The 23,884-nt window shown below is 29.5% G+C and carries 31 protein-coding genes; 23 read left to right on the forward strand and 8 right to left on the reverse strand.

What is annotated here, in order from left to right:
• The first annotated feature begins 318 nt into the window (after positions 1-318).
• From IC218_RS13415 to IC218_RS13520, 22 genes are all read left to right on the forward strand, one after another.
• Positions 319-927: a class I SAM-dependent methyltransferase gene (locus IC218_RS13415; protein WP_227824669.1), complete on the forward strand. Its 609-nt coding sequence runs from the start codon at positions 319-321 to the stop codon at positions 925-927.
• Between the two features lie 240 nt (positions 928-1,167).
• The gene (locus tag IC218_RS13420; protein WP_413927329.1) at positions 1,168-1,506 is read left to right on the forward strand and encodes an MATE family efflux transporter; all 339 of its coding nucleotides are present in this window, start codon (positions 1,168-1,170) and stop codon (positions 1,504-1,506) included.
• A gap of 224 nt (positions 1,507-1,730) precedes the next feature.
• The gene (locus IC218_RS13425) at positions 1,731-2,036 is read left to right on the forward strand and encodes a hypothetical protein (protein ID WP_227433518.1); all 306 of its coding nucleotides are present in this window, start codon (positions 1,731-1,733) and stop codon (positions 2,034-2,036) included.
• 187 nt (positions 2,037-2,223) lie between these two features.
• Positions 2,224-2,406 (forward strand): hypothetical protein, encoded by a 183-nt coding sequence (locus IC218_RS13430; protein WP_227824670.1) that lies wholly within the window; start codon positions 2,224-2,226, stop codon positions 2,404-2,406.
• A gap of 334 nt (positions 2,407-2,740) precedes the next feature.
• Positions 2,741-3,751: a choline/ethanolamine kinase family protein gene (locus IC218_RS13435; RefSeq protein WP_227824671.1), complete on the forward strand. Its 1,011-nt coding sequence runs from the start codon at positions 2,741-2,743 to the stop codon at positions 3,749-3,751.
• An 84-nt stretch (positions 3,752-3,835) separates the two neighbouring features.
• Positions 3,836-5,044, forward strand: a complete 1,209-nt coding sequence (locus IC218_RS13440; protein ID WP_227824672.1) for an ethanolamine utilization protein EutH — start codon at positions 3,836-3,838, stop codon at positions 5,042-5,044.
• Positions 5,045-5,096: 52 nt separating this feature from the next.
• Positions 5,097-6,056, forward strand: a complete 960-nt coding sequence (gene speB, locus IC218_RS13445; protein WP_227824673.1) for an agmatinase — start codon at positions 5,097-5,099, stop codon at positions 6,054-6,056.
• A gap of 158 nt (positions 6,057-6,214) precedes the next feature.
• Positions 6,215-7,345 carry a 1-propanol dehydrogenase PduQ gene (locus IC218_RS13450; protein WP_227824674.1) on the forward strand — a complete coding sequence of 377 codons (1,131 nt, stop codon included), beginning with the start codon at positions 6,215-6,217 and terminating at the stop codon, positions 7,343-7,345.
• A 27-nt stretch (positions 7,346-7,372) separates the two neighbouring features.
• Complete coding sequence (gene eutS, locus IC218_RS13455; RefSeq protein ID WP_227824675.1) at positions 7,373-7,723, forward strand: ethanolamine utilization microcompartment protein EutS; 351 nt, start codon at positions 7,373-7,375, stop codon at positions 7,721-7,723.
• 1 nt (position 7,724) lies between these two features.
• Positions 7,725-8,180: a EutP/PduV family microcompartment system protein gene (locus tag IC218_RS13460; RefSeq protein ID WP_227824676.1), complete on the forward strand. Its 456-nt coding sequence runs from the start codon at positions 7,725-7,727 to the stop codon at positions 8,178-8,180.
• 59 nt (positions 8,181-8,239) lie between these two features.
• The gene (gene eutA / locus IC218_RS13465) at positions 8,240-9,673 is read left to right on the forward strand and encodes an ethanolamine ammonia-lyase reactivating factor EutA (RefSeq protein ID WP_227824677.1); all 1,434 of its coding nucleotides are present in this window, start codon (positions 8,240-8,242) and stop codon (positions 9,671-9,673) included.
• Positions 9,674-9,689: 16 nt separating this feature from the next.
• Complete coding sequence (locus IC218_RS13470) at positions 9,690-11,054, forward strand: ethanolamine ammonia-lyase subunit EutB (protein ID WP_227824678.1); 1,365 nt, start codon at positions 9,690-9,692, stop codon at positions 11,052-11,054.
• 12 nt (positions 11,055-11,066) lie between these two features.
• Complete coding sequence (eutC, locus tag IC218_RS13475; RefSeq protein ID WP_227824679.1) at positions 11,067-11,960, forward strand: ethanolamine ammonia-lyase subunit EutC; 894 nt, start codon at positions 11,067-11,069, stop codon at positions 11,958-11,960.
• A 21-nt stretch (positions 11,961-11,981) separates the two neighbouring features.
• The gene (eutL, locus tag IC218_RS13480) at positions 11,982-12,635 is read left to right on the forward strand and encodes an ethanolamine utilization microcompartment protein EutL (RefSeq protein WP_227824680.1); all 654 of its coding nucleotides are present in this window, start codon (positions 11,982-11,984) and stop codon (positions 12,633-12,635) included.
• Between the two features lie 6 nt (positions 12,636-12,641).
• Positions 12,642-13,292 carry a BMC domain-containing protein gene (locus IC218_RS22080; protein WP_285894796.1) on the forward strand — a complete coding sequence of 217 codons (651 nt, stop codon included), beginning with the start codon at positions 12,642-12,644 and terminating at the stop codon, positions 13,290-13,292.
• A gap of 2 nt (positions 13,293-13,294) precedes the next feature.
• On the forward strand, positions 13,295-14,764 hold the full coding sequence (locus IC218_RS13490; RefSeq protein WP_227824681.1) for an acetaldehyde dehydrogenase (acetylating): 1,470 nt from the start codon (positions 13,295-13,297) through the stop codon (positions 14,762-14,764).
• Positions 14,765-14,824: 60 nt separating this feature from the next.
• The gene (locus IC218_RS13495; protein ID WP_227824682.1) at positions 14,825-15,112 is read left to right on the forward strand and encodes a BMC domain-containing protein; all 288 of its coding nucleotides are present in this window, start codon (positions 14,825-14,827) and stop codon (positions 15,110-15,112) included.
• A 99-nt stretch (positions 15,113-15,211) separates the two neighbouring features.
• On the forward strand, positions 15,212-15,982 hold the full coding sequence (locus IC218_RS13500) for a cobalamin adenosyltransferase (RefSeq protein WP_227824683.1): 771 nt from the start codon (positions 15,212-15,214) through the stop codon (positions 15,980-15,982).
• Between the two features lie 13 nt (positions 15,983-15,995).
• Positions 15,996-16,622 (forward strand): ethanolamine utilization phosphate acetyltransferase EutD, encoded by a 627-nt coding sequence (gene eutD / locus IC218_RS13505; RefSeq protein WP_227824684.1) that lies wholly within the window; start codon positions 15,996-15,998, stop codon positions 16,620-16,622.
• 24 nt (positions 16,623-16,646) lie between these two features.
• Positions 16,647-17,348, forward strand: coding sequence for a TIGR02536 family ethanolamine utilization protein (locus IC218_RS13510; protein WP_227824685.1), 702 nt, complete (start codon positions 16,647-16,649; stop codon positions 17,346-17,348).
• A gap of 12 nt (positions 17,349-17,360) precedes the next feature.
• Positions 17,361-17,633, forward strand: a complete 273-nt coding sequence (locus IC218_RS13515) for a EutN/CcmL family microcompartment protein (protein WP_227824686.1) — start codon at positions 17,361-17,363, stop codon at positions 17,631-17,633.
• A 56-nt stretch (positions 17,634-17,689) separates the two neighbouring features.
• On the forward strand, positions 17,690-18,163 hold the full coding sequence (locus tag IC218_RS13520) for a cupin domain-containing protein (protein ID WP_227824687.1): 474 nt from the start codon (positions 17,690-17,692) through the stop codon (positions 18,161-18,163).
• 71 nt (positions 18,164-18,234) lie between these two features.
• Here the strand turns inward: IC218_RS13520 and IC218_RS13525 are convergent, their stop codons facing one another.
• Positions 18,235-19,065, reverse strand: coding sequence for a MerR family transcriptional regulator (locus IC218_RS13525; RefSeq protein WP_227824688.1), 831 nt, complete (start codon positions 19,063-19,065; stop codon positions 18,235-18,237).
• A 462-nt stretch (positions 19,066-19,527) separates the two neighbouring features.
• Between IC218_RS13525 and IC218_RS13530 the strand changes: the two genes are divergently transcribed.
• The gene (locus IC218_RS13530) at positions 19,528-19,773 is read left to right on the forward strand and encodes a helix-hairpin-helix domain-containing protein (RefSeq protein ID WP_227433517.1); all 246 of its coding nucleotides are present in this window, start codon (positions 19,528-19,530) and stop codon (positions 19,771-19,773) included.
• Between the two features lie 168 nt (positions 19,774-19,941).
• Here the strand turns inward: IC218_RS13530 and IC218_RS13535 are convergent, their stop codons facing one another.
• The 7 genes from IC218_RS13535 to IC218_RS13565 form a co-directional block, all read right to left on the reverse strand.
• Positions 19,942-20,226: a DUF3795 domain-containing protein gene (locus tag IC218_RS13535; protein WP_227824689.1), complete on the reverse strand. Its 285-nt coding sequence runs from the start codon at positions 20,224-20,226 to the stop codon at positions 19,942-19,944.
• A gap of 15 nt (positions 20,227-20,241) precedes the next feature.
• On the reverse strand, positions 20,242-20,499 hold the full coding sequence (locus IC218_RS13540; protein WP_227433515.1) for a TfoX/Sxy family protein: 258 nt from the start codon (positions 20,497-20,499) through the stop codon (positions 20,242-20,244).
• A 55-nt stretch (positions 20,500-20,554) separates the two neighbouring features.
• Complete coding sequence (locus IC218_RS13545; protein ID WP_255616422.1) at positions 20,555-21,070, reverse strand: GNAT family N-acetyltransferase; 516 nt, start codon at positions 21,068-21,070, stop codon at positions 20,555-20,557.
• Positions 21,071-21,187: 117 nt separating this feature from the next.
• Positions 21,188-21,904, reverse strand: a complete 717-nt coding sequence (locus IC218_RS13550) for a hypothetical protein (protein ID WP_227824690.1) — start codon at positions 21,902-21,904, stop codon at positions 21,188-21,190.
• Positions 21,905-22,096: 192 nt separating this feature from the next.
• Positions 22,097-22,588: a GNAT family N-acetyltransferase gene (locus IC218_RS13555; protein WP_227433513.1), complete on the reverse strand. Its 492-nt coding sequence runs from the start codon at positions 22,586-22,588 to the stop codon at positions 22,097-22,099.
• 200 nt (positions 22,589-22,788) lie between these two features.
• Complete coding sequence (locus tag IC218_RS13560) at positions 22,789-22,959, reverse strand: hypothetical protein (protein WP_227824691.1); 171 nt, start codon at positions 22,957-22,959, stop codon at positions 22,789-22,791.
• 182 nt (positions 22,960-23,141) lie between these two features.
• Positions 23,142-23,879 (reverse strand): ABC transporter permease, encoded by a 738-nt coding sequence (locus IC218_RS13565; RefSeq protein WP_227824692.1) that lies wholly within the window; start codon positions 23,877-23,879, stop codon positions 23,142-23,144.
• Between the last annotated feature and the right edge of the window lie 5 nt (positions 23,880-23,884).

Below are 23,884 nucleotides of genomic sequence, written 5' to 3' on the forward strand. Positions count from 1 at the left end.
AGTATTATTTTATAAAAGTTAGAAGAGAGAAAGAAAAAATATAAAAAGGTCAAATTGACCAAATAAAAATAATATATATAGCATAATTTAAGAAAAATGTGAATGATGGAACTTAAACATAATACACATAGTATAATTTAAGAATCGTATGCATAATATAACTTAATCATAATACACATAGTATAAATTGAATGTTAATATAACTATAGAGAACTTAATATAGTTATATTAATATTAGAAGTGAATGAATATCATTCATTGACATAAAGAACTACCCATGATATACTGTGAACAATACAAGAAAGGAGGAGTTTAGATATGACAAATATAAAAGAAAAATCAAGAAAAACATTTAATAATCAAGCAGATACCTATGACCAAGATATAAAAGGACAACATGCAAGAAATCTTTATCCAGTTTTACTTAAAACACTTTCAGATATTTCATATGATACTATTTTAGATTTAGGGTGTGGGACAGGAGCAGTATTACAAGCTATTTTAAATGAAGATTGTAGGAAAAAGGCTTATGGAATTGATATTTCTGAGAATATGCTAAATATAGCAAAAAATAAACTAAAAGGGAATGCTACCTTAGTTTTAGGAGATTCAGAGTATTTGCCATTTGAAAATGAATTTTTTGATGTTGTATATTGTAATGATTCTTTTCATCATTATCCTAAACCTAATAAGGTATTGTCAGAGGTATGTAGGGTATTAAAGCCAGAAGGAACCCTAATAATTTGTGACTGTTGGCAACCATTTTTATTTAGACATATAATAAATATTTTTATGAAGTACAATAAAGATGGAGATGTAAAAATGTACTCAGAAAAAGAAATATGTAAATTGTTAGCTGTAGATTTTAGAAACATTGTGTGGAAGAGCGTGAATCATACTTCATATATTGTGACCAGCATAAAATAAGAAAGTATAAAAGAAAAACACATAGAGAAAAACATATAAAGAAAATTACATAAAATAAAACATAAAACATAAAAAAGCATAAAAAATAAAACATATGATACTTTATAATTTTGTAAATTTTTAACTCAAACCTGTCTAAATCTCAGGTATTTTTTAAAATTAATTAATGAATGAAATTCATTCATAAATAAGAGGACACATGAGTACAAAAATGGATTTTATCACAGAGGACACAAAGAAATGTCTAACAAAGATGTCTTTGCATTAATAGTAGCTATGTTTTTAAACATGGCATACAATCTAGTAGACAGTATATGGATTGGTAATTTATTGGAAGAGACTGCTATGGCAGTACTTACAACTTCCACGCCAATTATTTTAACTCTGACATCTATAGCTATTGGGGCTACAAATGGTATATCTATTTTACTTTCGCAAGTAATTGGGGCAAAAGAGCATAAAAAAGCAGAAAGTTTGATTTCTACTTCGTTTTTGGTATCAATAATATTTTCATTGATTATTACTGGAGTTATTGAGCTATTGTTACCATCCATCTTAAAAATATTGGTCAAGTTATAATAGGAGATGGTTATGCTAAACCTTTTTAATTTATAAAACTATAAAGGTTAGATTAATATTTATATAAAAATTGAGATGATTTTAATATAAAAGATATATTTAAATAGAATATAAAATTATTTTTAACTAATACTTCCAAAAATGTTCAATTGAATATATAATGTAATTATAAAAGCAAGCTATTTTTATAGTAGTGGTTAATTCTCTAATAAGGAGGGTGTAAAATGGCTAGTATGATTATGGAAGTTGTAGGAGTATTGTTTATAGTAATTGGATTAATTTTGACATTTGTTGAGATAAAAGGAAACTTCCCTTCTTTTTATGGTTTTGGTCAGAATGCTATAGGTAAAAATGCTATAGGAATTATAGCAGCAGGAATAGCATTAGTTTTCTTTAGAAATGGTATAGACAGCATAGATTCTATAGCTACTTATGGTATATTTTTAGCGATAGAGCTTGTTGTAATCTCTGCATATTTCTTAATAAGAAGAAAATTTTGTAGAGAAGATAAAAATTTAAGAGTTAACTAATAAAGTTGTCTACTATAAAATTAGAAAATTCAAAAAATAAATAAAATATTGCTTTTAAGTATTTAAAGTTCAAGAAACTATATTCTATATAAAAACAGAATGTGGTTTCTTTTTTTAGTGCAATAGCTTTAATAAAATTCTAATTGTAGAACAGGGTATAAAAGAAGGGGTCTTTCGTTATAAAAATGTGGCTTTAGATACTAAGTTCTTGGTGTTTGGTATTATTCATACTTTTAATGGGGCTATTTCCACATCATTCAAAGACAAATTATCTATAAATGATAATATTCTAAAAGGAAGTGTTAGAGTTGCACAAAATGTTACAGTTAAGCTGGAAAGTCGAAATGGAAATATAAAGGTTGATAAATAAAAATAGACAAAAGAATTATCAATTTTATAAAGTTCATAAAGTAGAGAATTATAAATTGAATAAATAAAACAATACTATAATAAATATTTTTTGTATACATAATTTTAATAATATGATGAAAAACTTTTAAATAACTTTATTTAAAAGTTTTTTTATTTCCACAAATAGAGATAGAATCCCAAAAATATATAAAAAAATCCATTATAACAAAAAATTAAACAAAAATAGTATTGACCTTTGTGTTGCACAAAGATATAGAATTCTAATCAAAGGAAAATGGTTTTTAATAGAAAAAGTTTTGACCAAAAACAAATCATACAAAGGAGAAACTATTATGAAAAATGAAAGTATAAGAGAAAATATGTCAGTATTTGGAGAGGTAATACAACCTTATGAAATTCAAGATTTCCTTAGGTTAATCAATTTAACAAAAACAGCATTTAGCCAAGAACTTAGCAAAATAGAAATAATGCCAGGCGGGCTTACAAATAAAAACTTTAAGCTTGAGATTGAAGATGGCACTCAAATAGCAATGCGTGTAGCAGGAGTAGGAACAGCAGGATATATAAATCGTCCAGCAGAAAAGCACAATGCTTCTTTAATGTCATGTCTTGGAATAGCTCCAGAAATATATTACTATGACCCAAAAACAGGTTCACAACTTTGTGAATTTATAAAATCAGATACAATGCATGCAGAGGATTTTATAAATAATTCAGATGTAGTCATGAAATCAGCAGAAATTATGAGAAAATACCATGATAGTGGAATGGAGTTTAAAAGTGTATTTAACCCAATAGCTAAGATGAAAGAGTACATACAAATACTTAAAGAAAATGGTTTTGATAAGAGATATGATGGATGGGATAGCATAACAGAAAAAGTAGATATAATAGAAGTTGCTTATCAAAATAATCCACAAAAATTAGTTCCTTGTCACAATGATACACTAGCAGAAAACTTTATGTATGATGGAAAAGTTATGCGTGTAATAGACTGGGAATACGGTGGAACAAATGATAGATTTTACGATATGGCATGTGTGTGTGTAGAAAATCCTCTTCCAAAAGATAAAGAAGAGCTTTATGTAAGAACATACTTTGGCGGAGAACCAACAGAAGAGCAAAGAGCAAGATTGCTTACAAGTAAGTTTTTAGTTAATGCACACTGGTCTTTATGGTCATTAGTTCAAATAACATATGGTAAAGACCATGACTTCTATTGGGAATATGGAAGAACTCGTGCAGCTGATTGTATAGAGTTTATGAAGGATGAAAACTTTGAACATTACTTAGATATAATAAATGACCCTAACTTTACAGAATCTGTAGAACCACTAGCATAAGAAGTATTTATTATGAGAAATATTAAATAAAAATTAAGTAATAAAGAGCTGATTAATGTTTTTAGTACATAGGGGGTATACTGTATGGAATTATTAGGAGACTCAGTACTGTATATCATCATGGCTTGTTGTGTAGCTGGAGGTTTAGCAAAGATTTTCAAAGAAGAATCGGAGCTAGCTAAATCTTTTGATGAAGGCTTACATACTATGGCAACGATGTTTATACCAATAGTAGGTCTTATGGTATCTGTTCCGTATCTAAAGGTCGGGGTAGAGAAAATATTTGGAAAGTTGTTTAGTATGTTTGGCGCAGACCCAGTGGTAGCAGCAGCTATGATTATGCCACCAGATTGCGGTTCATATGCTTTAGCTATAGAAATTGGGAAAACAAGTGAAATATTAGTGATAGTATTAGCAGTTGGATTTATGTGTGCATCGACAGTGGCATTTAATATTCCAATAGGACTTTCAATTTTAGATAAAAAAGATTACAAGTACCTAGCTTTAGGAGCTATGTCTGGATTTTTATCAGTACCTTTTGGAGTATTCACGTCATATATGGTTGCATTACTTACAAATCCTACAATACGTACAACACTTTCTACAGTAGGAAATTCTAATTATACTTTAAATTTAAGTATGCTAATGATTTTCCAAAATCTAATTCCTATTGTTGTGGTGTGTGTGTTGCTTGCATTAGGGTTAAAATTGTTTCCTAATGGAATGATAAAAGGATTCATGTATTTTGGAAAAGGTCTTACAAGCATATTAATAATAGTCGTAGTATCATCTATTGTTGAACACTATACAGGTATTTTCACTAAAGTATTTGGAAGTTGGGGATTTGACCCAATGTTTGCAGATGAGAAAGAAATGTTTAGGTCTATTGAGCTTCTAGGGAGTATTGCAATGATGCTTTGTGGAGCATTTCCAATGGTTTACCTTATACGTAAGTATTTTAAAAAGCCACTGGAAAAGCTTGGTTCAATAGCTGGGCTAGATAGTGCTGGTAGTGCTGGATTAGTTGCATGTATGGCAAATGGTATCGCAATTTTTGGACTAGTCAAAGATATGAAACCAACAAGTAAAGTAATATCTATGTCGTTTTTAGTTTGTGCAGGATATTCTTTAGGAGATTTTATAGCTTTCAATGTCAATTTCCAACCAAACTTGGTTATTGCAATACTTGTTGGTCAAATAGTAGGTGGAGTAATAGGTATAATATTTGCAAAATTAATTGCAGTTCCATACGTTCTTAAGATGGAAAAAGAAGATGAGGTAGCTGAAGCTTAGAGTAAAATTGATAAAAAAATAACAAAAACAAAGAAAATTAAGGGGAGTAGTTATGATTAAATATAAAACAATAAATTCTTTAAAATCACCTAGATTTGCAGGAATTAAAACATTCATGAGATTACAAAATGTAGTTACAACAGACGATGTAGATTTTGCTGTTGTTGGTATACCTTTTGATTCATGTGCTACATTTAGAGTTGGTGCTAGATTTGGTCCATCATCAATAAGAGAAATGTCAGTTCTAGGTTGTAAACCATATAATCCAGTTCTTGATGTTGGTATATTTGACTATTGTTCTGGGGTAGACTATGGTGATTTAGGCTCTGTACCAGGATATGTAGAAGATACATTTGATGTAATTACAGAGGGGATGTTACCTATCTTTGAAAATGGTGTAGTTCCAATAGCTATGGGAGGAGACCATAGTGTAACATTACCAGAATTAAGAGCTTGTCATAAGGTTCATGGACCAGTTGCTTTAATACACTTTGACTCTCATTATGATACAATAGCAGAATATTTTGGAAAGCCTTATAGTCATGGAACACCTTTCTACCATGCTGCTAAAGAAAATCTTGTTGATACATCTAAATCAATTCAAGTTGGAATAAGAGAAGGTTATTATGGTGAAGAAGATAAGTACCACTCAACTGATTTAGGGTATGAAGTTTTAAAAGCTGTTGAATGTCATAAGATGACTACAGAAGAAATAATAGAAAGAATTAAACAACGTGTTGGTGATTCAAAAGCATTCCTTACATTTGATATAGATTTTGTTGACCCAGCATATGCACCAGGGACAGGAACTCCTGTTATAGGTGGATTCTCATCTGCCCAAACATTAGAAATAATAAGAGGATTAAAGGAGTTAAATATAGTAGGCTATGACCTTGTTGAAGTTGCGCCACAATATGATGCTGGAAATGTTACTTCACTTACAGCTGCGGGTATAATGTATGAATTTATATCTCATATAGCTTATAAGAAAAAGCATAACATAAAGTATTAATATACAAGATTCTTGACTTTACTAAAATCCAATATTTACTAAAATAATGTCATAACGAAATATTGAAAGCTTAATAAAAGCTCCATAGATTGTTCTGTGGGGCTTTTGCTTAACAATTGTTTAATTTTAAATAAGTTTTTATAAAAGAGGAGATTAGATTGAATAATTTTGAAATAAAAACCAAAGTAAAATTTGGAGTAGATTCTTTAGAATATTTACAAGAGATAAAAGATAAAAAAGTGTTGGTTATAACAGACCCTTTTATGGTTAAATCAAAAACTATAGATAAAATCTTAGTAAATTTAAAACACAGTACATATGAAGTATTTAGTAATATAGTACCAGACCCACCTATAGATACAGTAGTACAAGGCATAGAAGTATTAAAAAATATAAAGCCAGATACAGTAATAGCTTTAGGTGGAGGTTCTGCAATAGATGCAGCCAAAGCTATAAAGGATTTTTCAAAGCAAATTTTAAGCACTAATGAAATCGAATTTATTGCTATCCCAACAACAAGTGGAACTGGCTCAGAAGTAACATCATTTTCTGTAATCACAGATAAGCAAAAAGGTGCAAAGTATCCTCTAGTGTCAGATGAATTAATTCCAGACATAGCAATACTAGACCCAGAGTTGGTTAAAACAGTGCCAGATTTTATAACAGCAGATACTGGAATGGATGTTTTGACACATGCATTAGAAGCATATGTATCAGTAAATGCTAATGATTTTTCTGATGCACTTGCTGAAAAGGCAATAAAACTAGTATTTGAATATTTATTGAAAGCATATAAGGATGGAAATGATTTAGAGGCTAGAGAAAAAATGCATAATGCATCTTGTCTAGCTGGAATGGCATTTAATCAAGCATCATTAGGAATAAATCACTCCATAGCACATGTTCTAGGTGGAAAGTTTCATATACCACATGGAAGAGCAAATTCAATATTATTGCCACATGTAATAGAATACAATGCTAATATCACAGGATATTTAAATACAGACTACTCATTATCAGCAAAAAAATATACACAAATATCAAAGTTAATAGGACTGAGTACCTCAAATACAAGAAGTGGTGTAAAGAGTTTAGTTAATGAAATAAAGAAATTACAAAAAGAACTAAACATGCCAACTAAATTGAGAGAATGCAATGTAAGTTTTGAAGAACTAAGTAATTTACAGAGTGAAATAGCAGTTTTGGCTATTCAAGATGGATGTACTAATGCAAATCCTAAAGTTCCCATAGAAGAAGACATAATAGAAATACTAAATAAAATTAAGTAAAAATGTGATAAAAATTAGGGGGCAAAATTGAACGAAGAAACTAAACAAAGAATTATACAAGAATATGTTCCAGGAAAGCAAGTAACACTTGCTCATATAATAGCTAATCCAAATGAGGATATATACAAAAAGTTAGGATTAATACTAGATAGAAAAGATGCAATAGGTATTCTTACAATAACACCGAGTGAAGCTTCAATAATAGCAGCAGATGTAGCAACAAAATCATCAGATATAACGCTTGGATTTATAGATAGATTTAGTGGGTCTTTAGTAATATCTGGAGATGTGAGTTCTGTAGAATCTGCATTAAATGAAGTATTAGAAGTGTTAGGTGAGATGTTGAATTTTTCATCAACTAAGATAACGAGGACATAAAATGAAAAATATAATTTTTATGGGAAAAACAAGTAGTGGAAAGACGACTCTTTGCCAAAAACTAGATGAGCTAGAGATTAAATATAAGAAAACACAGTCAATAGAAATTTATAAAAATGCAATAGATACACCAGGTGAATATATGGAAAATAGAGCATTGTATAATGCTTTAATAACTACAGCTGTAGATGCTAAAGTAGTGGCTATAGTTTATGATGCAACTCAAGAAGAAAATTATATGGCACCAGGTTTTGCAAGTATATTTTGTAAAGAAACTATAGGCATTCTGACTAAGATAAATAAATTAGATAAAAATCAAATAGATTTAGGAATAGAAAGATTAACGTTAGCAGGAGTCAATAAAATATTTAAAGTAGACACAATAGATGATGTAGGTATAGATGAATTATTTGAATATTTAAATGAGATAAGCTCATTGGAAGAAAAATATTGCTAGTCTATAGAACAATCTAACTTCTTTGTTTAAGAAATACTTTTAAATTATGAGGTGAGAAAATGAGAGAAGAGTTATTAAGTGTTGGGATAGATATTGGGACAAGTACTACTCAACTAATATTTTCTAAATTGATAGTTGAAAACACTGCATCTAGTTTTTCAGTACCTAGGATAAGTATAATAGACAAAGAAATTGTATATAAAAGTGAAATATACTTTACACCTCTTATCTCCAACAATGAGATAAATGGAAATGAAATAAAAAACATAGTTGATAGTGAATATAAAAAAGCAAATATATCTAAAGAAGACATACATACAGGTGCAGTTATTATAACTGGAGAAACTGCAAGAAAAGAAAATGCAAATTATGTACTTCATAATTTAAGTGGGTTTGCAGGAGACTTTGTGGTGGCAACAGCAGGACCAGATTTAGAAAGTATCATATCTGGCAAAGGAGCAGGAGCCCATATTTATTCTAAAAATCATTCAACTAATGTTGTAAATTTAGATGTAGGTGGAGGAACTAGCAATTTAGCTTTATTTAAAAGAGGTGAAGTATTAGATACTGGCTGTCTAGATATAGGTGGGAGACTTATAAAAATAGACAAGCATAGTAAAAAAATAACTTATATATCACCTAAGATAGAAAAAATCATAAAAGATTATAATTTAGGTCTTCAAATAGGAACTATAGCAACCATAGAAAACACAAAGCCAATAATAGATATAATGGTTGATTTAATATTACAAAGTATAGGAATAAAAAAGAAAACGAGTCTATTTGAGTTTATGGTAACTAATAAATCTATAAATTTAAGTGAAAAGATAGATAACATATCTTTTTCTGGTGGGGTCGCTGATTATATCTACTATGATAAAAAAATAGATGAATATTTTAAATATGGAGACTTAGGTATTTTATTAGGGCAAGCGATAAAAAATTGTGATGAACTAAAAAAAATAAATGTAATAACTCCATTAGAAACTATTAGAGCTACAGTAGTAGGTGCTGGTTCTCATACTACTGAAGTAAGTGGAAGTACTATAACTTATACAAGTGAAGATTTTCCACTTAAAAACTTACCTGTTTTAAAACTATCACGAGAAGAAGAAACTAGCAATGAAAAGGCATTAAGTGAAAGTATAAAAAATAAGTTAAATTGGTTTAAGTTAGAAAATGACTTACAAAAAATTGTTATCGCTATAGAAGGAAGTAAAAATCCAAGCTTTTTAGAAATTCAAGAGTATGCACGTGGATTAGTGAGTGGTATGGAAGAAATTATAGAAAATGACTTGCCATTTGTAGTAATTATAGAAAATGACATGGCAAAAGTATTAGGACAATCTATTTGTGCAGTTTTAGATTACAAAAAAGATATTATTTGTATAGATAGTATTAATGTTGAAAATGGAGACTACATAGATATTGGAAAGCCAATAGCTGAAGGTAAGGTGTTACCTGTAGTAATAAAGACATTAGTTTTTAATTAAAAAAGGGGGTAAGGAGATGATTTTAAAGACAAAATTATTTGGGCGTACTTATCAGTTCAAAGGATTATATGATGTAATGGCAAAAGCAAATGAAGAAAAGTCTGGTGATAAGTTAGCTGGTCTTGCAGCTCAAAGTGCCGAAGAAAGAGTGGCAGCAAAAGTAGTTTTATCTCATATAAAATTAGAGGATATAAGAAACAGTCCCGCAGTTCCTTATGATGAAGATGAGGTCACAAGAATAATTCAAGATGGAGTAAATGAAAAAGTTTATAGTGAGATAAAGGACTGGACTGTTTCAGAACTTAGAGAGTGGCTATTAGATAGTGAAACAAGTAGTTTAGATATAAAAAGAGTTTCAAGAGGATTAACTTCAGAAATGATAGCAGCAGTTGCAAAGCTAATGTCAAATATGGACTTAGTTTATGCAGCAAAAAAAATTAAAGTTACAGCTCATTGTAATACAACAATAGGAGAAGAAGGTACTTTATCAGTTAGACTTCAACCAAATCATCCAACAGATGACCCAGATGGAATACTTGCATCACTTCTAGAAGGATTAACTTTTGGAATAGGTGATGCAGTACTAGGATTAAACCCAGTTGATGATTCAGTTGAAAGTGTAACTAAAGTATTAAAGAGATTTGAGGAAGTAAAACAAAAATATAAAATACCTACTCAGACTTGTGTGTTGGCACACGTTACAACACAAATGGAAGCTATAAGAAATGGTGCTCCAACAGATTTAATATTCCAATCAATAGCTGGTTCTGAAAAAGGAAATGAAGCTTTTGGATTTAATTCAGAAACTATAGAAGAAGCAAGAAATTTAGCTTTAAAGCATGGAACAGCTACTGGTCCAAATGTAATGTATTTTGAAACAGGGCAGGGCTCAGAGCTTTCTTCAGAAGCACATCATGGGATAGACCAAGTTACTATGGAAGCTAGATGTTATGGATTTGCTAAAAAGTTTGAGCCGTTTTTAGTAAACACAGTAGTTGGATTTATAGGGCCAGAGTATCTATATGATGCAAAGGAAGTAATGAGGGCAGGACTAGAAGACCACTTTATGGGTAAATTACATGGATTACCAATGGGTGTTGATGTTTGCTATACAAACCATATGAAAGCAGACCAAAATGATATGGAAAATTTAGCGATATTATTAACTACAGCTGGATGTACATATTTTATGGGCATACCTCATGGAGATGATGTAATGCTTAACTACCAAACTACAGGATACCATGAGACAGCATCACTTAGAGAAATGTTTGGACTTACAGGAATAAAAGAGTTTGATGCTTGGATGGAACAAATGGGCTTCTCTAAAGATGGTAAATTAACAGAAAAAGCTGGAGATGCATCAATATTATTAGGGTAGGAGGTCTTAAGTATGAATGAAAAAGATTTAAAAGCATTAGTAGAGCAGTTAGTAAATCAAATGGCTGGTCAAATTGATTCTAGTGTTGTAAATGAAGTTGTTGAAAATACAGTAGACAAAGTAAATAAAAGTACAATAGACGATGATGCTTGCATAGAAGATATAACGGAAGTAGATTTAAAAAAGCAATTATTAGTAAAAAATCCTAAGGATGCAGAAGCCTATTTAGATATGAAATCTAAAACTCCTGCAAGAATAGGTATAGGTAGATGTGGAGCTAGATATAAAACAGAAACAGTTTTAAGATTTAGAGCAGACCATGCTGCTGCACAAGATGCTGTTTTCTCTTATGTAGATGAAGATTTTGTGGAAAATAGCAACTTAATAAAAATAGAAACTTTATGTAAGGATAAAGATGAATTTTTAACTAGACCAGACCTTGGAAGAAAGTTTTCAAGTGAAACTATAAATTTTATAAAAACGCAAATAGGTACAAATCAGAAGGTATTAATAATGGCAGGTGATGGACTAAGTTCAGCTGCTATAGAGGCCAATTCAAATGACTGTATTATGGCTATAAAGCAAGGTTTAAAGATGTATGGAATTGAAGTGGGAGATATTGTATTTGTTAAACATTGTAGAGTTGGGGCTATGGACCATTTAGGTGAAGAGTTAGACTGTGAAGTTGTATGTGTGTTAATTGGAGAAAGACCAGGTCTTGTTACAGCAGAATCTATGTCAGCATATATTACATATAAGCCTAAAGTTGGTATAGCAGAAGCCAAGAGAACAGTGGTGTCAAACATCCATAAAGGTGGAACTACTGCTGTTGAAGCAGGTGCACATATAGCTGAACTTATAAAAACAATTTTAGATAAGAAAGCTTCTGGAATTGATTTAAAATAATAACTTAAAGGAGTACAAGTTATGAAAAATGATATAATTCGTCCTAAAATACTGGGAATTAAAATGATTTCAAACATAAGTCCAGAAATGGCACAAAAGCTAGAATTAAATTCTGACCATAAAAGTTTAGGGTTTATAACTGCTGATTGTGATGATGTGACATATACTGCCCTTGATGAAGCAACTAAAGCTTCAGAAGTTGATGTTGTATATGCAAAGTCAATGTATGCAGGTGCTACAAATGCTTCAACAAAACTTGCTGGTGAGGTATTAGGTATAATAGCAGGACCAAGCCCAGCTGAAGTAAGAAGTGGATTAAATGCAGTAGTTGATTTTATGGAATACGGAGCAACTTTTATAAGTGCAAATGATGATGATTCAATAGTATATTATGCTCACTGTGTATCTAGAACAGGAACATATCTTTCTAAAGTGGCAGGAATCAAAGAAGGAGAAGCCATAGCTTATTTAGTAGCACCACCTTTAGAAGCTATGTATGCACTAGATGCAGCATTAAAAGCAGCAGATGTAAGTCTATGTGAATTATTTGCACCTCCAACTGAAACAAACTTTGGTGGAGCATTACTTACAGGTTCTCAATCAGCTTGTAAAGCAGCTTGTGATGCTTTTGCTGAAGCTGTTAAATCTGTAGCTGATGACCCAACAAGGTTTTAAAGATAAATGAATGCTGTAGGTTTAATAGAAGTAATAGGATATGTTGCTGCAATAGAGGCATGTGATGCATGTGTAAAGTCTGCTAGTGTAAATATACTTAGCATTGAAAAAGTAGGAGCGGGAATAGTTACATTAACGATAGTTGGAGATGTAGGCGCAGTTAAATCAGCTATAGAAGCTGGAGAAGTGGCTGTAAACAAGGTTGGAGTATTAAGAACAACTCATGTAATACCAAGGATACATAAAGAAGTAGCTGATAATTTATTTAAAAAAGAAGAAAGAATTACTCAGAAATATAATGAAGTTAGCGAAATACCAATTAAAGAAAATATGAAGATAGAAGAAAATGAAGATACAAATGTAGAAGCTTTAGAAGAAGATGTAAAAGTTGAAGAAAATGAAAATACAAATACAGAAATCTTAGAAGAAGACATAAAAATTGAAGAAAATGAAAATACAAATATAGAAACTTTAAATGAAGTAAAACCAGTAAAAGATGAGGTCACTAATAATAGAAATTTATTAAATATGAATATAAAAGAATTAAAAACTTTAGCTAGAGAATACGATTCTTCTTTGACTAATAAAGAATTAAATTCTTTAAGAAAAGAAGACCTAGTAGATTTAGTTTATAAATTGATTAGAGAGGATAAATAAAGATGGAAATTTTAGATAAAGATTTATTATCTATACAAGAAGTTAGAAATCTTGTAAAAAAAGCTAAAGAAGCTCAAGTTAAACTTTCCAGAATGAGCCAAGAACAAATAGATAAAATAGTTAAGTCAATGGCAGAGGCAGCATATGAAAATGCTGCTAAATTGGCTAAAATGGCCAATGAAGAAACTGGGTTTGGAAAATATGAAGATAAAATAGTTAAAAATACATTTGCATCTAAAATGTTATATGAAGCAATAAAAGATATGAAGACTATTGGGATAATAGGTGAAAATAAGGCAGAAAGAACGGTTGATATAGCTACACCAGTAGGAGTAGTAGCAGGGCTTATACCATCAACAAATCCAACATCAACAGTAATCTACAAAGCTATGATTTCTATAAAATCAGGAAATTCAATAATTTTCTCACCACATCCAAATGCAAAAAAATGTATACTTGAGACTATAAAAATAATAAGTGAGGCAGCTATAAAAGCAGGAAGTCCAGAGGATATTATATTAGGTATAACTAATCCCAGCCTTAAAGGTACTAATGAATTAATGAAGCATAAGGATACTAAACTTATTTTAGCAACTGGCGGAGAGGCTATGGTTAGAGCTGCTTATTCATCAGGAACACCTGCCATAGGAGTAGGACCAGGAAATGGACCAGCATTTATAGATAAGAGTGCAGATATTAAGTTAGCAGTTAAAAGAATATTAGATTCTAAAACTTTTGATAACGGTGTAATATGTGCATCTGAACAATCTATAATAGTAGAAAAATCTATGGAAGATATAATTGTTAATGAACTGAAAAATCAAGGGGCTTATTTCTTAAATGAAGAAGAAAGTGAAAAGCTGTCTAAATTTATATTAAGAGCAAATGGAACAATGAATCCTCAAATAGTTGGAAAGAGTGTAGAAGCACTTGCTAAATTAGCTAATTTAAGTAATGTGCCAAGTTATGCTAAAGTACTTATAGCAAGAGAATCTAGAGTAGGAAATGATGTAGCTTATTCTAGAGAAAAACTGACTCCAATACTTGCATTTTATGTAGAGGAAAATATTGAATCTATTATGCAAAAATCTAGAGAGATACTTTTAAATGAAGGTGCTGGTCACACATTCTCAATGCATGCTAATGATGAGGAACTTGTAAAGAAATTTGCACTTAATATGCCAGTATCAAGAATAATAGTAAATGCACCGTCTGCACTTGGAGGAATAGGTGGAGCAACAAACTTATCACCAGCTTTAACATTAGGGTGTGGAGCTATAGGTGGAAGTTCAACTTCAAATAATGTAGGACCATTAGACTTATTAAATATAAAGAAAATAGCCTATGGAGTTAAAGAAATAGAAGAACTTAGAGGTACAAATTCTAAAGTAGAAAAATCAATATTTGACTCTATGGATAGAGAAGAACTAATAAATGTATTAGTAAAAAAGATAGCTTTAGAGCTATGTTAGATTTTGAAAAACTAAAATAATTTTAAAAAATATTAATATAAAATTTTGGAGGTAAGCATTATGGCAAATGCAAACGCATTAGGGATGATAGAAACTAAAGGATTAGTAGGAGCAATAGAAGCAGCAGACGCAATGGTTAAGGCTGCCAATGTTCAATTAGTTGGAAAAGAGCAAGTAGGTGGAGGTTTAGTTACAGTAATGGTAAGAGGTGATGTTGGAGCTGTTAAAGCTGCTACAGATGCAGGTGCTTCTGCTGCTGAGAGAGTTGGAGATTTAGTATCTGTTCATGTTATACCAAGACCACACTTTGAAGTAGATGCTATATTACCAAAAGTAAATGTTGATTAATAAGTTTATATAGTAAATAAAATTTAAATTTGATAAAAAGGGGATGTCAATATATTTTGAGGGGTCCCCTTTTATACATCTAATAGGAGATGTGATAAAATGAGTGTTTTAACAGAGAATCAAATAAGAAAAGAAATGCGTGAAAATAAAGGGAATATAACTGAATATTACATTGAAAAAGGTCAAATTATAACTCCTTTAGCAAAGTCTTTTTTAGCCGAAAAAAAGATTGAAATAAAATATATTGATAATATTTCAAATGAAAATAATGAAAATAATAAGAATAAGGAAGCTATAAAAGAAACAGTAAGAGAAGAATCTTATAAGTACAAAACTGTATTTGGAGCTAAGTTAAATGAAAAGCCAGAACATATGACTCATTTAAATGGAGATATATTAGTATTTAAAGACCATAAAAGGATAATTTTAAGGGGAAAGATAGACTCGTTAGAATCAAAAATACTAGAAGTTCAAGTTTTATGCAACAAAAAGAGTCTTGGAAAATTAGTAAATGAATTACAAGAAATATTAGAGTTTGTAAGGAAAATAATGAGATGTGAAGTGTTAGAAGAAAAATTAGATAGCTTTAAGCTTTTAGGTCTATCTGAAAAAGAGTTGAGAGAGCATTCTCATAATCCTAAAAAATATTTTGGTATAGGTCATGAATTTCCAACTTATAAAATGGGTGAAGAAGTAGTACTCATAAATAGTATAAGAACTAGTACTAGGGAAGCTGAACTTTGTGCATATGAAGCGTTTAAAGGTGAATATGGAGAAGTTGAGAGAGAAGATTTAATAAAAGCTCTTAATAGATTGTCATCAGTGTTCTGGATTATAATTTATAAAATAAGAACTGGACAATACCAGTAGTTGGGGGAAGTTTATGGAAAACCTATTAAATGAAATAGTAAAAGAAGTAGTAAGTAGAGTTAAAAAAGAAGTATTTATAGAAGTTGAAGCGTCAGGAAGACATGTACATTTAAGTGAAGAAGATGTAGAAAAATTATTTGGTAAAGAATATATATTAACAAAATTAAAAGATTTATCTCAACCAGGTCAATATGCTTGTAAAGAAAGAGTTACAATAATTGGACCAAAGGGTACATTAAAAAATGTTGTAGTTCTTGGACCTTGTAGAAAGAAAACACAAGTAGAAATATCACTAACAGATGGTTCCATATTAGGATTGAAGCCACCAATAAAGCAAAGTGGAGATTTAGAAGATACCTTAGGTATTAAAATAGCTACAGAAAAAGGAGAGATTGAACTTCAAAAAGGTCTTATGGTAGCAAAAAGACATATACACATGTCGATAGAAGATGCCAAAAAATTTAATGTGGGAGACAATGAGATAGTTGAAGTTAAAGTATTTGGTAAAAGACCTCTAATATTTGATGATGTAGTTGTTAGGGTTAGCGATAAGTTTAAAACTTATATGCACATAGATTACGATGAGGCAAATGCATGCGCATATTCAAAAGGAAGTATTGCAAGGATAATAAAGAGATAGCTATATATCTAGAAAGGAAAGCTTATGGATTACAACAATATTATAGAGATTATAGTAGAAGAACTTTACAAAAAAATAAATACTACGAATGTTGGATATATAGAAAATGAAAATAGAAAAAAAGTAATTATATTATATGAAAATGATAAAAGTAAATTTGACTTATTAAATGATAAGTTTAATATAGAAATATTTGATAGTGCTACAAAAGATTGTGATGCAGTAATAGTATCAAAACTTTGTATGAGGAGTATTTGTAACTTAGCATTAGGAAATAGTTTTTCAAATGAAGAAAGATTTCTATTAAAAATGCTTATGAAAGGTAAGAAAGTATATGTGTTAGATGAAGGAATAGAATACAAACTCTATAAAGACACTGCACCTAAAGCACTATACAATAAATACAGAGCTTATGAAGAGGATATTTGTAGGTATGGAGTAAAGATTATAAAGAATTTAAATGAGATAACATTAAGTGAGAGAGCATTTAGTGAGGAAACGTTTAATAAAGAAATATTGAATGAAGAAATATTGAACGAAGAAAAAGTAAAAATAGATGATAATTTTAGCATAGATTTGACACAAAAAAGGCTTATATCTGAGTCTGATTTGAGAAAGCCTATGATAAGTGGAACTAAGGATATTATCGTAAGCAAAAATAGTATAATAACTCCATTAGCTATTGACTTTATAAGAATACATAATATAACAGTAAAAAGAATATAGTGGAGGAGACTTATGGAAATAGGAAAAATAGTTGGTAATGTATGGGCAACAAGAAAAGATGAAAAGTTAAATGGACAAAAATTCTTAGTTGTGAAACTATTAAATGCTAAAGATACATATAAAGAAGGTTTTTTAGTAGCAGCAGATAATGCAGGGGCAGGGAATGGAGATTTAGTTCTTATAACTAGAGGCTCTGCTGCTAGAACTTCAATAGAAAGACAGAGTGTTCCAATAGATGCAACTATAGTTGGTATAGTAGATTCTCTTGAATTTGCGGATGAATAACAAATGAGTAAAAGTATTGGTGATATAGAGATATAAGGTTAAGGAGGTAATAAGAGATGGATATAAGTACATTAAACAAAGATATGTTGGAAGTCTTAGTTAGACAAATAATAGAAGAAAATTTAAATAGTTCTAAAAATAATATAGATTTTAATAGACACAAAGATATAAGTGGAATAACTTCTATAAAATTACCAAGAGTAAAGGTAGATGAAAGTAATAGATTAGATACTGGTAATCCAAATGATATAGTTTATACAAAAGATTTATTTACTTTAGAAGAAAGTCCAAGACTAGGTTGTGGAATTATGGAAATGAAAGAAACAACTTTCGATTGGACCTTAAATTATGATGAAGTAGACTATATAATAGAAGGAACTTTAGATATATTAATAGATGGCAGAAAGATAACAGCATCTGAAGGGGAACTAATACTCATACCAAAAGGAAGTAGTATAAAGTTTTCAGTACCTAATTATGCTAGGTTTATATATGTAACATACCCAGCAGATTGGGAATCACAAAAGTAATAAAAAGACTATGGATAAAAGTAAGTAAAAAGGCTATGATAAGCTAACAATCATAGCCTTTATGTAATAGACTATATTTTTTTTACTGGAACTTGAATTTCCATAAGCGTTTCATTTAAGTAACTAGTAAGAGTCACATCTATTTTAAATATTTGATAAATATCGCCATTAAGGCATAGGTTGTGCTCACTCATATACTCTTTTATAAAATCAAAAGATGGATGGTATCTTTCAAGTTCATCACCATCATAATACATAGAAAGATATAACCCCCCTGGAACAAGTTTTTTTAAAGAGGACTGTATATCATCATCTTCTATGAATATAAATGGAGATAAAGGAATATAATCTTTAGATTCGTCTAAAATTAAATCATTACCATAAGCACCCACTCTATCGCTTGCAACAATTGGAGCAATCTCATTTAAATGAGATTCCAATTCAGTTACAGCAAGAGCTAATTCATGAGGTCCACCAGTTGGTTTATCAAAGGTAATCATATATCTATCTGGAAGTGTAAGTTCTGTAATTGTATTTACTGGAGATAGAGAATCTAGTTGTTTTAAAAATTCAACCTTTTTATTTAATACCTTTTCAAGCTCTATTTTTTCTCTGATTTCTGAGTGAAGTGTTTCTTGGTATTTTTCAAAAATTTCAATAGATTTTTTGAAATTTCTGTCATTAAAATAACTTGTAATATCATTAATACACATTCCTAATTGTCTTAGTTCTTTTACAGTTCCTAACTCTTCATATTGAAGAATAGAGTAATATCTATATTTAGTATTAGGGTCTACATAGTTAGGTTTTATAAGATTTATTCTGTCGTAATATCTTAGTGTTTCACTTGTAAGGTTTCTAAGTTTTGCTAATTGGGTAATTGACAAAAGTTTATTATGCACAATATTTACCTCCTATTTTAAGCTAAAAATTTTTAAAAGGAAAGATAGGCTTTTAATAGACGTCATATAAGGTGTTTAAATAAACTTTTTAGGAAAATGTAAACTAATTTAATTTGATAATACTAAATTATATTAATTTTCTTAACATAATAATATCAAAAAATAGGCAAAAAGTGAAGTATAAAGAACTGATTTTCTATGACCATTTTTATGGGAAAGTAAATATTAATTGAAAGGTGAAGTGTTTGGTATCACTTAGGTTGTAACTAAGTAATTTATTTTATTAAAAAGCATACAATAATAATATTTTATATCAAAAAAGTAGGATTTAGTCAGCATTATTAATTTATATTAAAAAATATAAATTAAGTACTATGAAATTTCAATATTAGATGTAGCATAAAAATAATATTTAATATACAATAAAATATAAAAACACATATCCTAGAAAGAAGGTATAACATGGGAGAATTGAGAAAAATTCCTGGGGTAGGAAAGGAAACTGAAAAAGACCTAATAATGTTGGGATATACAACAATTGAATCCCTTAAAGATGCCAATCCAGAAGAGTTGTACCAAAAAGAATGCTTAATGAGTGGGCAACATATAGATAGATGTCAACTATATGTATACCGCTGTGCAATATATTTTGCATCAACAGAAAACCCAGACCCAGAAAAACTAAAGTGGTGGTATTGGAAAGACTAAAGAATAATTATGAAGGATTAAAGAATAATTATAAAAGACTAAAGAGTGATTATAAAAGAGTTAAATATCAGTTTTGAATAATAATTAAAACTATTATTTAGCTCCTTTATAATACCTCACTCATCATATGTATCTTAACATAATATGTATTTCAATCAATGAATTAAATTAATTAAGAGAATCATTTAAAGATTTTTCTTCAGATAGCCATTTTCTGCATTGTTCAATCTTTATTGTAGGGTCAAAACCTCGGTCTTTCCCCATATTTGAAAGCATATCACAAGGAAAAGTATCACATTCTCCACAATGATTAAGTTCTTTGCTTTCACAGCAAGTCTTAACCTTACATTCACCACCCCAAAATGGACCTTTCATTTGAGTACATCCTTTACAATTTACTTTCTCTTTTCTTGCACAACTGTTACAGAGTACACCACATCTTGATTCAAACATATAAACTCTCCTTTTCTAACACTTAAATATATTATAAAATTCTTTTAATTCTTCCTTTTCATCTGAAGATAATTGACTTTTTCTGATGCCTTGAATTGCACCTTCTAGTGAATATAGACGGTTAATACATGCAGAAGCATCAATAGATTTTATTTTTAACCATGCCTGCTTGCTACCTATTTCCTTTAACTGTTCATAGGTTGTGATTCCAACTTGGTTTAATTGACCTTCAACTACAGGACCTATATTTGGTAATTTAGAAAGTTCACCCATTATATCACTCCTTATATCTTAAATATTAAATAGAATTACCAATCATAGTTTATAACTACTGTTCAAAAAATTCCTTTGCATATTCTACAGTACCAGACACTTCTTTCAATCCATTGTCTAGTAGCTCTATAGCCATAAAATTTTCATCTGGCACTTCAAATGGAGCTTTTATATTAAACTTACTTGCTACTTGATAGCCAAACTTAGGATAATATTTGTCATGACCTAAAACTACACAACCTTTATATCCTTTTGACTTTGCAATTTTATGTCCTTCTTCAATTAACTTTGAACCTATTTTTTTGCCTTGGACACTTGGAGAAACTGCTACTGGTGCTAGTGCAAGTAGTACATCATTTTTAATCTTTATTTCTGTAAATAGAATATGCCCAACTATATCTGCATCATCTTCAGCAACAAGTGAAAGTTCTGGAACAAAGCTAGTACTATTTCTTAATCGATTAACAAGGTTTTGTTCATCATGGTCAGAAGATTCTTCATTTGTAAATGCAGCTTTAATAACTTCATATACTTTATCTTTGTCACTGGCTTTTTCTTGTCTAATTATCATTTTAATTTATCCTCCTGTGGATTAAATTTTTTTATCTGTTATATTAAAGCTAATTCTATTAAGGTTAATTCTAGAAAATGAAAATAGCAGTGTACTATAGCCTTATCAATAGTTTTATCACTTTTCATAATAAAATGCATTACACCAAGAATAGTTATATCCTCTAATTTTTAACCATTCAGGAAAGGAAATTTTTTTGCTACTTTCATCATATTGAAACCATAAGTCATATAATTCTTGATAGTATGTTTTTTCTTTTAAATATTCATCATAATAATCTAGGTTTCCTTTATATTTTGTAAGTAGTCTATCTAATTCCTCTAAATCTTCTTTAATATTTTTTTTAGGGTTTAGAATTACACTTTCTTGTATATGATGAGAAGCAAACCATAACTCATCTATATATTTATTTAATAATAGTTCGACAGATTTAATATCTGTGTCATCTAATTTTAAAGCATCTTTTAGCATATCCTCAGAAGAGTAGTATCTATATTTATCATAATTCTCTTTATTTAAAGAAATAAATAGATTTAATTGATATCCCCACCTAAGAAAAGGCATTTCTTTATTTAAAACAGCTTTTTCAACTATTGGAAAAATTAATTTGACCACTAAAGGTTGTTGAAATTCTTTTATGTTGTTTTTATCAAAACGTTCCTTACAAATATATGTAACAAAATGCTTTTGTTTATTTTCAGGTAATTTTAATATGTAGTCGATTAAAAAGTCTAGTTTTTTGTTTGCTAATTTCTTTAATCCTCTATTTCTTGTACTTGCATATTCATTCCAAAGTTCTGTTATTTTGCTATCTTCATAATCTATAGTGTTCATTTATTGCCTCCAAATTATATCAAAAATCTTTAAATAGAAGTATCAAGATTTAGTACATGTATAGATAGTTATACATTAATATTAATGTGTAAATATTCAGTTATATAAATATTATCGATAATTAAATACCAATATTGATATGTAAATATTAAGCTATTTAAACAGATATCAATTGAACAAAATTAAATTTACTTATATATCTTTTATATCTTTTTTATATAGATTAGATTTTTCATCATAACAAAATTGATTTGCTTCTAAAACTTTTATAGATGCTACATTCGTTCTTGTTTCCTCGATTATTGGGTCAGCTACAATACGAACGACGTTTTTATTTTCTTCAATCACTTTGTCAGAAATCAATTTTACCAACTGCTTTCCAATGCTTTTTCCCAACAGATTCTTTTCACCAATTAGATAGTCAATACCATACGTTCCATTGGGTTGTGGAATTTCTGAATCCTCAAGGGGACTTTGATTATAATTATAATATTGGCAAAAACCAATAGCTTTGTGTTCAGATTCAACAATGAAATGATGTATAAAGTTATATTCATTATTTCTACCTTTTATTTCATTTAACCAATCAGAAGCATCCCCAAACCATTTTACAATATATTCTTGATATAACCATGATTTAACCATCTCAATATCTTTTTCTTCTAATTTTCGTAATGAATACATTACTCATTCACCTCACCAATTATAATTTCTAATTGTATACTTTGCTAACATAATGCGGAAACTGTATAATGCTTTCCTTGACTTTAATATTTAAACATTTATGTAATACTATATAAAGTAGAAGTTTATAGATTAAAGAACATCCAATATAATAACTCGTTGATTACAACTTTATCGGTTGTGATTTTTATATAATCTTACTACCATGTATCTGGAATAGAATTCCAAATTATGATTATAGTAGTAAGTATAATTAATAAAGTAACTAAGGATGTAACTAATATTGGTTTATTTTTTTTAATAATACCTACAAGTATACCTGCTATGAGTATTAATATTAATAAAAAGATTATTCCACTAAATGTAAGCATAGTTATATTTCCTCCTCATAAAATATAGGCAAGCTTTTTTATATTTTACCATACTACATCATGAAAGTCTTTTTTATTGATTAGATGGTCAAGAGGTGATTTGAATTATTTATCATACATACTTGATTTATTATAATACAAGAGGATGACACCATCTTGTCATATATAATTTTATTGTAAGGTTAAGATATAACATCATTTTTTCTAAAGTTTCTCTTAGCGATTTCAGAAAATATTATAGTAGTGGCAAATGCAACACATATTGTAACTATAGTATCATTAACGTTTAAAGCAGATTGTTTTATAATACCCATAGCACTTCCTAACATAGAGTATGGGAAAAATATACCAATAGAAGGTTGTGCTATTAGTAAGCCCATTCCAAATAGAGAAAGGCAAAGACTGATACCAATAGGAGTAGCAAAACTTCTAATCTTTATAGATAGGTATAGTTGTATAGAAGCTATTGAAATTGAAATAATCCAACCCTTAACAATCCAGCCAGGGAGTTCATTAGGTACACTTTGGGAAAATCCAATCATATTTCCAGCAACTATGTAAAAAATAACGAAAACAATTTGAGTGATAGCCGTAAGTATTGAAATAACTATAAGTTTAGATAAAAAAATGTTTTTTAAATTGATTGGAAGTGTCATTACATTATTCCAATTATGATTCATATGTTCAAGTCTGCAAACATAGGCACAAAAGATTGCTATTAATATAGGAAAGAAAAACTCACCATAAAATAGACTAACTTGAGTCCACAAGCTATACCATTCTTTCTTAAGGATATCTTGATTTAGATAAAAGTTTCCAGTACCAATTAGCACACTTAGAAGTGGTAAAGCCAATAATATATACCATATAAAAGAATTTTTTAACTTTAGGATTTCTCCCAAAACTGATTTTCTTAACATTTAAA

It is taken from the genome of Clostridioides sp. ES-S-0005-03 (assembly GCF_020658455.1).
In the GTDB taxonomy this organism is placed as follows: Bacteria; Bacillota; Clostridia; order Peptostreptococcales; family Peptostreptococcaceae; genus Clostridioides.